This is a genomic window from Microbacterium paludicola (assembly GCF_039529675.1).
GTDB classification, from domain to species: Bacteria; Actinomycetota; Actinomycetes; order Actinomycetales; family Microbacteriaceae; genus Microbacterium; species Microbacterium paludicola.
The window spans coordinates 17,646-30,489 of the sequence record NZ_BAAANG010000026.1; the positions used below are offsets into that span (position 1 = coordinate 17,646).

The 12,844-nt window shown below is 70.6% G+C and carries 9 protein-coding genes; 6 read left to right on the plus strand and 3 right to left on the minus strand.

Features of this window, described 5'->3' with window-relative positions; translation table 11 throughout:
* Positions 1-35: 35 nt before the first annotated feature.
* The 6 genes from ABD161_RS12185 (at position 36) to fdxA (ending at position 6,533) form a co-directional block, all read left to right on the plus strand.
* Positions 36-1,754 (plus strand): nitrite/sulfite reductase, encoded by a 1,719-nt coding sequence (locus ABD161_RS12185; protein ID WP_344003243.1) that lies wholly within the window; start codon positions 36-38, stop codon positions 1,752-1,754.
* Positions 1,751-2,494, plus strand: coding sequence for a phosphoadenylyl-sulfate reductase (locus tag ABD161_RS12190; RefSeq protein WP_344003246.1), 744 nt, complete (start codon positions 1,751-1,753; stop codon positions 2,492-2,494). Before ABD161_RS12185 ends, ABD161_RS12190 begins: the two co-directional genes overlap by 4 nt.
* Positions 2,491-3,420 (plus strand): sulfate adenylyltransferase subunit CysD, encoded by a 930-nt coding sequence (cysD, locus tag ABD161_RS12195; RefSeq protein WP_344003249.1) that lies wholly within the window; start codon positions 2,491-2,493, stop codon positions 3,418-3,420. Before ABD161_RS12190 ends, cysD begins: the two co-directional genes overlap by 4 nt.
* Positions 3,420-4,736 carry a sulfate adenylyltransferase subunit 1 gene (locus ABD161_RS12200; RefSeq protein WP_344003252.1) on the plus strand — a complete coding sequence of 439 codons (1,317 nt, stop codon included), beginning with the start codon at positions 3,420-3,422 and terminating at the stop codon, positions 4,734-4,736. The genes cysD and ABD161_RS12200 overlap by 1 nt, the downstream gene beginning before the upstream one ends.
* A 112-nt stretch (positions 4,737-4,848) precedes the next feature.
* Complete coding sequence (locus tag ABD161_RS12205) at positions 4,849-6,216, plus strand: FAD-dependent oxidoreductase (RefSeq protein ID WP_344003255.1); 1,368 nt, start codon at positions 4,849-4,851, stop codon at positions 6,214-6,216.
* Positions 6,213-6,533 carry a ferredoxin gene (gene fdxA, locus ABD161_RS12210; RefSeq protein ID WP_344003258.1) on the plus strand — a complete coding sequence of 107 codons (321 nt, stop codon included), beginning with the start codon at positions 6,213-6,215 and terminating at the stop codon, positions 6,531-6,533. The genes ABD161_RS12205 and fdxA overlap by 4 nt, the downstream gene beginning before the upstream one ends.
* A 67-nt stretch (positions 6,534-6,600) precedes the next feature.
* Here fdxA and ABD161_RS12215 read toward each other — a convergent pair whose 3' ends face one another.
* The 3 genes from ABD161_RS12215 to ABD161_RS12225 all read right to left on the minus strand — a co-directional run bounded on the left by ABD161_RS12215 (position 6,601) and on the right by ABD161_RS12225 (position 12,591).
* Positions 6,601-7,521 (minus strand): sulfite exporter TauE/SafE family protein, encoded by a 921-nt coding sequence (locus tag ABD161_RS12215; RefSeq protein WP_344003261.1) that lies wholly within the window; start codon positions 7,519-7,521, stop codon positions 6,601-6,603.
* Between the two features lie 119 nt (positions 7,522-7,640).
* A complete protein-coding gene (dxs, locus tag ABD161_RS12220; protein ID WP_344003264.1) occupies positions 7,641-9,596 on the minus strand; it encodes a 1-deoxy-D-xylulose-5-phosphate synthase in 1,956 nt (651 codons plus the stop codon).
* A 118-nt stretch (positions 9,597-9,714) separates the two neighbouring features.
* Entirely contained in the window at positions 9,715-12,591 is a 2,877-nt protein-coding gene (locus ABD161_RS12225; RefSeq protein WP_344003266.1) for an aconitate hydratase, read from the minus strand.
* Positions 12,592-12,844: the final 253 nt, after the last annotated feature.

Below are 12,844 nucleotides of genomic sequence, written 5' to 3' on the forward strand. Positions count from 1 at the left end.
GTCTCCAGGAGACGACGAGTCAGAGGAGACCCCGCATGACACCCACGGAGATCGCTGCTCCCGCCGCCCCGGTGCGCGGCGCGCGCGTCCGTCCGTCCGGCAAGCCGAACGGACAGTGGCTGGTCGATGGCACGGCGCCGCTGAACGCGAACGAGGAGTGGAAGCAGGTCGACGACGGCCTGAACGTCCGCGCGCGCATCGAGAACGACTACGCGCAGGGCGGCTTCGCCTCGATCGACCCGACGGACCTCCACGGGCGCTTCCGCTGGTGGGGCCTCTACACCCAGCGCAAGCCCGGCATCGACGGCGGCCGCACCGCCACGCTCGAGCCGCACGAGCTGGAGGACGAGTACTTCATGCTGCGCGTCCGCATCGACGGCGGGCAGCTCACGACCGAGCAGCTGCGCGTCATCGGCGGGATCTCCACCGAGTTCGCGCGCGACACCGCCGACCTCACCGACCGTCAGAACATCCAGCTCCACTGGGTGCGTGTCGAGGACGTGCCGGAGATCTGGCGCCGTCTCGAGGGCGTGGGTCTGTCGACGACGGAGGCGTGCGGCGATGTCCCGCGCGTCGTCCTCGGCTCGCCCGTCGCCGGCATCGCCGCCGACGAGCTCATCGACCCCACCCCCCAGATCGACGAGATCACGAGCCGTTTCATCGGCGACCCCTCGCTCGCGAATCTGCCTCGCAAGTTCAAGTCGGCGATCACGGGGCACCCGAGCCAGGATGTCGTCCACGAGATCAACGACGTCGCCTTCGTCGCCGTCGACCACCCCGAGCACGGCGTCGGGTACGACGTGTGGGTGGGAGGCGCGCTCTCGACAGTGCCGCGACTCGGTGAGCGCCTCGGGGCCTGGGCCGCCCCCGACCAGGTCGCCGCCGTGTGGCACGGCGTCGCCAGCATCTTCCGCGACTACGGCTACCGCCGCCTCCGCAACAAGGCGCGCCTGAAGTTCCTGCTCGCCGACTGGGGAGTCGAGAGGTTCCGCGAGGTGCTCGAGACCGAGTACCTCGGCTACCGTCTCGCCGACGGGCCCGCCGCCCCGAAGCCGGCCACCCCCGGCGATCACGTGGGTGTGCACCGGCAGAAGGACGGCCGCTTCTACATCGGCGCGACCCCGATCGTCGGCCGTGTCTCCGGCGCGCGCCTGACCGCTCTCGCCGACCTCGTCGAGGCGCACGGGTCGACGCGCGTGCGGACCACGCCGCATCAGAAGTTCGTTGTGCTCGACGTGCCCGAGGACCGGGTCGAGTCGCTCATCGCCAGGCTCGACGCGCTCGAGCTGAGCGCCCGGCCGAGCCTCATCCGGCGGGGCACGATCGCGTGCACGGGCATCGAGTACTGCAAGCTCGCGATCGTCAACACGAAGGACACCGCCCGCGCGGCCATCCTGGAGCTCGAGGAGCGGCTCGACGGCCTCGACCTGAGCGCCCCGCTGAGCGTCCACGTGAACGGCTGCCCGAACTCGTGCGCCCGCATCCAGACCGCGGACATCGGGCTCAAGGGCCAGATCATCACCGACGACGAGGGAAACCAGGTCCCCGGCTTCCAGGTGCACCTCGGCGGCGGCCTCGCCTCGAGCGAGCGCGCGGAGGCCGGCCTCGGCCGCACCGTGCGCGGCCTCAAGGTCACCGCCGACGGCATCGCCGACTATGTCGAGCTGCTCGCGACGCGCTACGTCGCGGGGCGGGCCGGCGACGAGACGTTCGCACAGTGGGCGCACCGCGTCGACGAGGCGGAGCTGCGATGACCGTCTCGCTCGCGCCGCGCGTCGCGACGCGCCGCTCCGCCGAGGAGCTCGAGGCCCTGGCGCTGCAGGGGAACGCGGAGCTCGGCAGTCTCACCGACGAGGAGGCGACTCCGGCCGAGGTCGTCGCGTGGGTCGCCCGCAACTTCGGCGTCGGTGCCGTCGCCGTCGCGTGCTCGATGGCGGATGCCGCCCTTCCGCACCTCGTGGCCCAGCAGCTGCCCGGGGTCGACGTCCTCTTCCTCGACACCGGCTACCACTTCACTGAGACGATCGCCACGCGCGACGAGGTCGCCCGTGCGCTGGATGTCCGGATCGTCGACGTCCTCCCCGAGCAGACGGTCGCCGCGCAGGATGCCGCCCACGGCGCCGACCTGTTCGCCCGTGACGCGGCGCGATGCTGCGCGCTGCGGAAGGTGGCTCCCCTCCACGACGCGCTGCAGGGGTACGAGGTGTGGTTCACGGGCGTGCGCCGCGAGGAGGCCCCCACGCGAACGAACACGCCGCTCGTGTCGTGGGACGCGAAGAACGGCCTCGTGAAGGTCAACCCCGTCGCGGCATGGAGCTTCGACGACCTCATGACCTACGCGACCCTCCACCGGGTGCCGATGAACCTGCTGCTGGACTTCGGGTACCCGTCGATCGGCTGCAAGCCCTGCACCCGCCCGGTCGCCCCCGGCGACGATCCCCGCTCCGGCCGCTGGGCCGGACTCGACAAGACCGAATGCGGACTCCACACATGAGCGACATCCTGACCGCGCCCACGCGACCCGCCCAGCGCCTGTCGACCCTCGATCTGCTCGAGGCCGAAGCGATCCACGTCATCCGGGAGGTCGTCGCCGAGTTCGACCGGCCCGTACTGCTGTTCTCCGGCGGCAAGGACTCCGTCGTTGTGCTGCATCTCGCCGCGAAGGCCTTCCTCCCGGGCCGCGTGCCCTTCCCCGTGCTGCATGTGGACACCGGGCACAACTTCCCCGAGGTGATCCGATTCCGCGACGAGACGGTCGAGCGGCTCGGACTGACGCTCGAGGTCGCACGCGTGCAGGACTACATCGACGACGGTCGCCTGCACGAGCGGGCAGACGGCACCCGCAACCCGCTGCAGACCCAGCCCCTGCTCGACGCGATCACGGCCGGCCGGCACGATGCCGTCTTCGGCGGCGCACGCCGCGACGAGGACAAGGCCCGCGCGAAGGAGCGGATCTTCTCGCTCCGCGACGAGTTCGGCCAGTGGGATCCGCGCAACCAGCGCCCCGAGCTCTGGAGCCTCTACAACGGTCGGCACACCGCGGGGCAGCACGTGCGCGTGTTCCCGATCTCGAACTGGACCGAACTCGACATCTGGCGCTACATCGAGCGCGAGCGGATCGCGCTTCCCCCGCTCTACTTCGCGCACCGGCGCGAGGTCTACCGTCGCGACGGGATGTGGATGGCGGTGGGACCGCACTCCGCACCGCGGCCGGAGGAGACGGTCGAGACGCGCACCGTCCGCTACCGCACCGTGGGCGACATGAGCTGCACGGGGGCCGTCGAGTCTGCCTCGACGCACGTCTCCGACATCGTCGCGGAGGTCGCCGTGTCGACCCTGACCGAGCGGGGCGCCACCCGCGCCGACGACCGCATCAGCGAAGCGGCGATGGAAGACCGCAAGAAGGACGGATACTTCTGATGACCACGCTCGCTCCCTCGACCCTGTTCCGCTTCGCCACGGCCGGATCGGTCGACGACGGCAAGTCGACGCTCGTCGGCCGCCTGCTCCACGACTCGAAGGCGATCCTCGCCGACCAGCTCGAGCAGGTCACCCGCACGTCCCGTGAGCGCGGCTTCGCCGGGGCGGAGGGCATCGACTTCGCCCTGCTGACCGACGGCCTGCGCGCCGAGCGCGAGCAGGGGATCACGATCGACGTCGCCTACCGCTACTTCGCGACGGCCGAGCGTTCGTTCATCCTCGCCGACTGCCCCGGTCACGTGCAGTACACGCGCAACATGGTCACCGGGGCGACCACGGCCGACGCGGTCGTTGTGCTCATCGACGGTCGCAAGGGAGTGCTCGAGCAGACGCGCCGCCACCTCGCCGTCACCGCGCTCCTGCGTGTGCCGCACGTGATCGTCGCGGTCAACAAGATCGACCTGCTCGACTACGCCGAGGCCGCCTTCCGCCCGGTGGAGACGCAGGTGCGCGAGGTCACGACCGAGCTGGGGCTCGGCGACGTGCATGTGCTGCCCGTGTCGGCGCTCGAGGGCGACAACATCGTCGAGCGCTCCGCCCGCACGCCCTGGTATCAGGGTCCCTCCCTGCTCGAGCTCCTTGAGCAGCTGCCCGCGGCCGACGCCGAGGACCGCGAGCAGGAGGCGTTCCGCCTTCCGGTGCAGCTCGTGCTGCGCCCGCAGGGCGGGCTGTCCCCCGTGCTGCTGGCGGAAGAGCCCGGCGCGGCCGAGCGCCTGCGCGACTACCGCGCCGCCGCGGGACGGATCGCGGCAGGGTCGGTGCGGGTCGGCGACCGCGTGCGCGTGCTTCCGGCGGGCATCTCCACAACCGTCGCGGCCGTCGAGCTCGCGGGCGTGCCGGTCGTCGAGGCCGCCGCGCCCCAGTCCGTCGCGGTGCGGCTCGTCGACGACGTCGACGCGGCGCGCGGCAGCGTCCTGGTGGCCGAGGGCGCCGAGCCGACGCTCGCGAAGGAGATCGACGCGAACGTCTTCCTGCTTGACGAGCGGCCGCTCGTGGCCGGCGCCCGGGTGCTCGTCAAGCACGGCACGAAGACGGTCCAGGCGGTGATCGACGAGATCGTCGATCGCCGCGACCTCGACTCGTTCGCGCACGTCCCCGCCGACACTCTCGAGGCGAATGAGATCGGACGCGCGCGCATCCGCCTCGCCGAGGCCCTGCCGCTCGAGCCGTACGCCGTGTCGCGGCACTCCGGATCGTTCCTCGTCATCCGGCCGGGCGACGGCCACACCATCGCGGCCGGCACCGTCCGCGGCTGAACGCCGCTGCAGCGGCATCGCGCCGCCGCGCGGCTCCCCTGCCTCCCCGCCCCTCGCACCCGCCGAGACCGTCGACGCGCCGCGTCCACGTCTCCGAACGAAAGACAGCACAATGAGCCTCGACAGCAGCCCCCGCCTCCACCTGCGCGTGGCGATCGTCGGCGCGGGCCCGGCGGGCATCTACGCCGGCAACCTGCTCGCGAACGCCGTCGAGGAGGCCGGCGGATCCGTCGCGATCGACCTCCTCGAGTCGCTCCCCGCGCCGTACGGCCTCATCCGGTACGGCGTCGCCCCGGATCATCCGCGCATCAAGGGCATCGTCGACTCGCTGCACGAGATGCTCGACGCGGGGCGCATCCGCTTCCTCGGCAACATCGAGGTCGGTCGCGACGTGTCGATCGAGGAGCTGCAGGAGCGGTACCACGCCGTCATCCTCGCCACCGGCGCGATCCGCGACGCCGCGCTCGACATCCCCGGCATCGACCTCCCGGGCTCCTTCGGCGCCGCCGACTTCGTCGCCTGGTTCGACGGTCACCCCGACGTGCCGCGCACGTGGCCGCTCGATGCGCGGGAGGTCGCCGTCATCGGCAACGGCAACGTGGCGCTCGACGTCGCGCGCGTGCTCGCGAAGCTGCCCGAGGATCTGCGCACCACCGAGGTCCCCGACAACGTGCTCGAGGGCCTCGAGGCCTCGCGCGTCACCGACGTGCACGTCTTCGGCCGCCGCGGGCCGGCCGACATCAAGTTCACACCCATCGAGTTGCGCGAGCTCGGCGAGCTCTCGGGCGTCGACATCGTCCTGGATGAGGCGGACTTCGCCGACGTCGACCCCTCGACCGCCCCGACGAACCAGCTGAAGATCATGCTCCGGACGCTGAACTCGTGGCGGGGCACGGAGCCGACCGGCGCGTCCCGGCGCCTCCACCTCCACTTCTGGCACGCGCCGGCGGCCGTGATCGGCGACGACCGGGTCGAGGGGATGCGCTTCGAGCGCACCCGCACCGAGGACGGGCGCGTTGTGGGGACGGGCGAGTTCGTCGAGTATCCGCTGCAGGCTGTGTACCGCGCGGTCGGCTACTTCGGCACCCGCGTCGAGGGAGCGCCGTTCGACGACACGCGCGGCGTCATCCCGAACGCCGGGGGACGCGTCACGGATGCGCCGGGCCTGTACGCCACCGGCTGGATCAAGCGCGGCCCCGTGGGCCTCATCGGCCACACGAAGTCGGACGCGATGGAGACGGTCGGGCACCTCGTCGCCGACGCGCAGGCCGGGCTGCTCGCCGCGGTGACGGAGGCGGGCGTGGTCGAACTGCTCGAGCAGCGCGACGTCGCCTACACGACGTGGGAGGGCTGGCTCGCGCTGGATGCCCACGAGCGCCACGCCGGCGCGACCCACCGTCACGCGCGCGAGCGCGTGAAGCTCGTCCCCCGCGACGAGCAGGTGGCGATCTCCCGCTCCGGCACGCTCGCACGCGCATGACCTACGTCATCGCGTTGCCGTGTGTGGATGTCAAGGATCGCGCGTGCATCGACGAGTGTCCGGTGGACTGCATCTACGAGGGTGAGCGCAGCCTCTACATCCACCCGGACGAGTGCGTCGACTGCGGCGCGTGCGAGCCGGTGTGCCCGGTCGAGGCGATCTACTACGAGGACGACCTCCCCGACGAGTGGCAGGACTACTACAAGGCGAACGTCGAGTTCTTCGACGAGATCGGCTCCCCGGGCGGCGCCGCCAAGGTCGGTGTGATCCCCAAGGACCACCCGATCATCGCCGCCCTGCCCCCGCAGGGGCGCTGACTCACCACACCGACAAGGCCCCGTGATCTCCGGATCACGGGGCCTTTCGGCAATCAGGTGCCGGGCGTCACTCGCCGACCAGGGCGGGCTCCCGTGGCTCGTCCGCGGGTGCCGCGGCCTTCTCGGCCGCGACCGTCCTGCGGTGCTCCTTCAGCGACCAGCCGACCGCCGCCGCCCAGAGCACCGAGATCGCGACGAGCGAACCGTTCACGACGCTGTCGGGGGCCTCGGCGGAAGTCAGGATCGTCCGGACGTTCGTGAAGACGATCAGCCCGCCGACAAGCGAGCCGAGGATCCTGGCCGGGATCAGCCGCACGAGCCACGCGGCAAGGGGCGCGGCGACGACTCCACCGGCGAGCAGCGCGAGCACCCACGTTGTGTCGATGCCCGCGCCGCTGAGGCCGACGAAGAAGCCGACCGATGCCGCCACCGCGACGAGGAACTCGCTGGCGTCGATCGTGCCGATCACCTTGCGCGGCTCCAGGCGACCGCTGGCGAGCAGCGCGGGCGTGCCGACCGGGCCCCATCCGCCGCCGCCCGAGGCGTCGAGGAAACCGCCGACGAGACCGAGGGGCGCCAGGAACCTCAGCGAGAGGCGCCCCGCGGTGCGGCGCGCCGGGAGCCCCTTGAGCGTGAAGCGCACGAGCACGTAGATGCCGAGGCCGAGCAGGATCGCGCTGGTGTAGGGCTTCGCCACGTCGGTCGCGAGCCCCGACAGGAAGGTCGCGCCGGCGAACGCGCCGATCGCACCGGGGATGCCGATCTTGAGCACGGCCCGCCAGTCGACGTTGCCGAAGCGCCAGTGCGACAGGCCGGACACCAGGGTGGTGCCGACCTCGGCGAGGTGCACGGACGCGCTGGCGGCGGCGGGCGCGAGCCCGACCGCGAGCAGCAGACTCGTCGAGGTGACGCCGTAGGCCATTCCCAGCGCACCGTCGACGAGCTGCGCTCCGAATCCGACGAGAGCGAGGAGGATGATCGTCTGCATGCCTCCGAGAGTAAGGAGGCTCGCGCGGGGGCGCGTCCGCGCCGAAACCTCACGTCACAAAGGCCACCGCTCCGGTAGGAATAGGCGGTTCCGGCCCCGCGGCGCTTGTCGACGCTGGTTCAGTGACCGGTGCTGCGCAGCGTGAATTCGCCGGTGACGGCGGGAAGCCCCCGGCCGTTGTCCCGGCGGGCGACGGGCACGCGCGTGCCGAGCACCTGCGCCACGACATCCTGAGCGATCTTGGCGGGAGTGAGCCCCGCGTCCTCGAGGATCTGCTCACGCGACGCGTGATCGAGGAACTCGTCGGGAAGCCCGAGCTCGTCCACGGCCGTGTCGATCCCGGCCTCGCGCAGAACCTGGCGCACGCGGGTGCCGATCCCGCCCACCCGGATGCCGTCCTCGAGCGTGATGACGAGACGGTGGCGGGCGGCGAGCTCGACGATCGACGCCGGCACCGGCACGACCCAGCGCGGGTCGACGACGGTCGCTCCGATCCCCTGCGCACGCAGCCGCGAGGCGACATCCAGACCGAGCCGCGCGAACGGTCCGATACCCACGATGAGGACGTCCTCCGCGTCTCCGCGCGCGAGCACGTCGACGCCGTCCTGCAGGCGCTCGAGGGTCGGGATGTCCTCGCCGACCGCGCCCTTCGGGAAGCGCACGACGGTGGGGGCGTCACGGACGGCGACGGCCTCCTGCAGCTCCTCCCGCAGGCGGGTCTCGTCGCGCGGCGCGGCGATCCTGATCCGCGGCACGATGTGGAGCAGCGCGAGGTCCCACATTCCGTGGTGGCTCGGGCCGTCGGGGCCCGTCACGCCGGAGCGGTCGAGCACGAAGGTGACGCCCGCCTGGTGCAGGGCGACATCCATCAGCACCTGGTCGAACGCGCGGTTCACGAACGTCGAGTACAGCGCCACCACGGGGTGAAGGCCGCCGTACGCGAGGCCCGCGGCCGACGTCACGGCGTGCTGCTCGGCGATCCCCACGTCGTACACGCGGTCGGGGAACCGCTCCGCGAAGGGCGCGAGGCCCGTCGGGCGCAGCATCGCCGCGGTCATCGCGATGACGTCGTCGCGCTTCTCGCCGATGCGGACGAGCTCCTCGGCGAAGACGTCGGTCCACCCGGGAGCGGAAGCGCCGAGCGCCCCGCCCGTCGCCGGATCGATGCGCCCCACGGCGTGGAATTGATCCGCCTCGTCGTCGAGGGCCGGCTGGTAACCGCGGCCCTTCTCGGTGATGACGTGCACGATCACGGGGGCGCCGTACGACTTCGCCAGCTCGAGCGTCTCGATGAGTGCGGGCAGATCGTGCCCGTCGACGGGCCCGAGGTACTTCACGTCGAGGTTCGAGTACAGCGCCGAGTTGTTCGTGAAGCGCGACAGGAAGCCGTGCGTGCCGCCGCGGACGCCGCGGTACAGCGCACGCCCCACCGCGCCGAAGCGGCCCGCGATGCGCGACGACTTCTGCGAGAGGTCGCGGTACGTCTCGGTCGTGCGGACGCGGTTGAGGTGGCGCGCCATGCCGCCGATCGTCGGCGCGTAGGACCGGCCGTTGTCGTTGACGACGACGACCAGGTTGCGGTCGTTGTCGTCGGTGATGTTGTTGAGGGCCTCCCATGTCATGCCGCCGGTGAGGGCACCGTCGCCGACGACGGCGACGACGTGGCGGTCGCTGCGGCCGGTGCGGCTGAAGGCGCGCGACACGCCATCCGCCCAGCTCAGCGAGCTCGAGGCGTGGGACGACTCGACGACGTCGTGGGGGCTCTCCGACCGCTGCGGGTACCCCGCCAGCCCGCCGCGGGCGCGCAGCGCGGAGAAGTCCTGACGGCCGGTCAGGAGCTTGTGAACGTACGACTGGTGACCGGTGTCGAAGATGATCGGATCCGCCGGGGACGCGAACACCCGGTGAAGCGCGATCGTCAGCTCGACCACGCCGAGGTTCGGGCCGAGGTGACCGCCGGTGCGCGCGACGTTCTCCACGAGGAACGTCCGGATCTCGGCGGCGAGATCGGTCAGCTGCTCGTGCGTGAGGGCGTCGAGGTCGCGAGGATCGCGGATGCCGTCGAGAAGACTCACGTCGCCTCGCTCCGCTGCTCAGTACGTCGCATACGGCTGAGCCTACGCGCGTCATCTGGGATTCCGACGAACGACGAACGGCCCCCGGGAGATCCCGAGGGCCGTTCGAACCGGTGCGTCAGACGAGGCTGCGCAGCACGTACTGCAGGATGCCGCCGTTGCGGTAGTAGTCGGCCTCACCGGGGGTGTCGATGCGGACGATCGCGTCGAACTCGATCGTCTGCTTGCCCTCGGCCGAGTGCTCGCTCGGCGCCGCCGTGACCTTGACGGTCTTCGGGGTGACGCCGTTGTTGAGCTCGTCCAGGCCCTCGATCGAGACGATCTCGGTGCCGTCGAGACCGAGCGACTCCCAGCTCTCGCCCGCCGGGAACTGCAGCGGGACGACGCCCATGCCGATCAGGTTCGAGCGGTGGATGCGCTCGAAGCTCTCGGTGATGACCGCCTTGACGCCCAGCAGGCTCGTGCCCTTCGCCGCCCAGTCGCGCGACGAGCCGGAGCCGTACTCCTTGCCGCCGAAGATGACGAGCGGGGTGCCCTGCGCCTGGTAGTTCTGCGACGCGTCGTAGATGTACGACTGCGGGCCCTCAGGCTGCGTGAAGTCGCGCGTGAAGCCGCCCTCGATCTGCTGGCCGTCGTTGACGGCCTTGACGAGCGCGTTCTTCAGGCGGATGTTCGCGAAGGTGCCGCGGATCATCACCTCGTGGTTGCCCCGGCGCGAGCCGTAGGAGTTGAAGTCGCGCTGGGCGACGCCGTGCTCCGTCAGGTACTGCGCGGCCGGGGTGCCCGCCTTGATGTTGCCGGCCGGGCTGATGTGGTCGGTCGTGACCGAGTCGCCCAGGGTCGCGAGGACGCGCGCGCCGGTGATGTTCTCGACCGGGGTGAGGTCCATGCTCATGCCGTCGAAGTACGGCGCCTTGCGCACGTAGGTCGAGTTCTCGTCCCACTCGAAGACGGGCCCCTCGGGGGTGGGCAGGTTCTTCCAGCGCTCGTCGCCGTCGAAGACGGTGGCGTACTGCTTGATGAACTGCTCGCGCGAGATCGACGAGTCGATGATCTCCTGGACCTCTTCCGGCGCGGGCCAGATGTCCTTGAGGAAGATGTCGTTGCCGTCCGCGTCCTTGCCGAGCGCGTCGGTCTCGAAGTCGAAGTTCATCGAGCCGGCGAGCGAGTAGGCGACGACGAGGGGCGGCGACGCGAGGTAGTTCATCTTCACGTCGGGGCTGATGCGGCCCTCGAAGTTGCGGTTGCCCGAGAGCACCGCGGTGACGGCGAGGTCGTTCTCGTTGATCGCCTCGGAGACCTCCTCGATGAGGGGGCCCGAGTTGCCGATGCAGATCGTGCAGCCGTAGCCGACCGTGTAGAAGCCGAGGCTCTCGAGGTCCTTGTCGAGACCGGACTTCTCGTAGTAGTCCGTGACGACCTTCGAACCCGGGCCGAGCGTGGTCTTGACCCACGGCTTGCGCGTGAGGCCCTTCTGCGCGGCCTTGCGGGCGAGCAGTCCGGCCGCGATCATCACGGACGGGTTCGACGTGTTCGTGCACGACGTGATCGCCGCGAGCGTCACGGCGCCGTGGTCGAGCAGGTACTCGTCCCCCTCCGGCGTGGTGACCTTCACGGGCTTGGAGGCCGCGTGCGGTGCGCCGCTGACCAGCATCGACGGCGCGTGCTCGTGCATCTCGCCCTCGTGCTGGTGCGAGACGCCGTTCACCGCGACGTGCTCGTGCTCGACCCCGGGGGTGTTGCCCGGGTCGGAGGCCGGGAAGGTGCCCTCGACCTCGACGGACTCCTGCGCGTGCGCGCCGTCCGCGTAGCTCAGGATGTCCTTCGCGAACTGCGACTTCGCCTCGGACAGCAGGATGCGGTCCTGGGGACGCTTCGGGCCGGCGATCGACGGGACGACCGTCGAGAGGTCGAGCTCCATGTACTCGCTGAAGACGAGCTCGCGGGCCGGGTCGTGCCAGAGCTGCTGCTCCTTCGCGTACGCCTCCACGAGCGCCACCGTCTGCTCGTCGCGGCCGGTCAGGCGCAGGTAGTCGAGGGTGACGTCGTCGATCGGGAACATGGCGGCGGTCGAGCCGAACTCCGGGCTCATGTTGCCGATGGTCGCGCGGTTCGCGAGCGGCACCGAGGCGACGCCCTCGCCGTAGAACTCGACGAACTTGCCGACCACGCCGTGCTTGCGGAGCATGTCCGTGATCGTCAGCACGACGTCGGTCGCCGTCACGCCGGCGGGGATCTCGCCGCTCAGCTTGAAGCCCACAACGCGCGGGATGAGCATCGACACGGGCTGGCCGAGCATCGCCGCCTCGGCCTCGATGCCGCCGACGCCCCAGCCGAGCACGCCAAGGCCGTTGACCATCGTGGTGTGCGAGTCGGTGCCGACGCAGGTGTCGGGGTACGCGCGCAGCACGCCGTCGACCTCACGGTCGTAGATGACCTTCGCGAGGTGCTCGATGTTGACCTGGTGCACGATGCCGGTGCCGGGGGGCACCACCTTGAAGTCCTGGAACGCGGTCTGGCCCCAGCGGAGGAACTGGTAGCGCTCGCCGTTGCGCTCGTACTCGATCTCGACGTTGCGCTCGAGCGCGTTCTCCGAGCCGAAGAGGTCCGCGATGACCGAGTGGTCGATGACCATCTCGGCCGGCGAGAGCGGGTTGATGCGGTTCGCGTCGCCGCCGAGGGCGGTCACCGCCTCGCGCATGGTGGCGAGGTCGACGATGCACGGCACGCCCGTGAAGTCCTGCATGACCACGCGAGCCGGCGTGAACTGGATCTCGGTGTTCGGCTCGGCGTTCGGGTCCCAGGAGCCGAGCGCACTGATCTGCTCCTTGGTGATGTTCGCGCCGTCCTCGGTGCGAAGCAGATTCTCCAGCAGCACCTTGAGGCTGAAGGGGAGCTTCTGGAAGCCCTCGACCGCATCGATGCGGAAGATCTCATAGTCGGTGCTGCCGACCGTCAGGGTGCTCTTGGCACCGAAGCTGTTCACCGTGGACACGGGTGTCTCCTCCTGGTCGACCGCGCACTTGCGCTCCCCATCTTGCCCTCCTGCACTGCCTTCGGCCACCAAGGCGGGCCTAACAGCTGGAGGCGGCGGGACGTGCCCGCGGGGAGAGCAATTTATCTTGACATCGAGATAAATCTACCACGAGGGGTCGCGCCGCGATCGACGCGGACACGCGGCTAGCTGTACTTCCCCGTGACGTTGTGAACGCGGGCTGAGGGGGTCTGGCCGCCGATGCCGGTGTGGG

What these genes read in the sequence shown, in the direction of transcription:
- ABD161_RS12205 (WP_344003255.1), top strand. Translation starts at nt 4,849, where the DNA reads ATGAGCCTCGACAGCAGCCCCCGCCTCCACCTGCGCGTGGCGATCGTC.
- fdxA (WP_344003258.1), top strand. Translation starts at nt 6,213, where the DNA reads ATGACCTACGTCATCGCGTTGCCGTGTGTGGATGTCAAGGATCGCGCG.
- ABD161_RS12200 (WP_344003252.1), top strand. Translation starts at nt 3,420, where the DNA reads ATGACCACGCTCGCTCCCTCGACCCTGTTCCGCTTCGCCACGGCCGGA.
- ABD161_RS12190 (WP_344003246.1), top strand. Translation starts at nt 1,751, where the DNA reads ATGACCGTCTCGCTCGCGCCGCGCGTCGCGACGCGCCGCTCCGCCGAG.
- ABD161_RS12215 (WP_344003261.1), bottom strand. Translation starts at nt 7,521, where the DNA reads ATGCAGACGATCATCCTCCTCGCTCTCGTCGGATTCGGAGCGCAGCTC.
- cysD (WP_344003249.1), top strand. Translation starts at nt 2,491, where the DNA reads ATGAGCGACATCCTGACCGCGCCCACGCGACCCGCCCAGCGCCTGTCG.
- ABD161_RS12185 (WP_344003243.1), top strand. Translation starts at nt 36, where the DNA reads ATGACACCCACGGAGATCGCTGCTCCCGCCGCCCCGGTGCGCGGCGCG.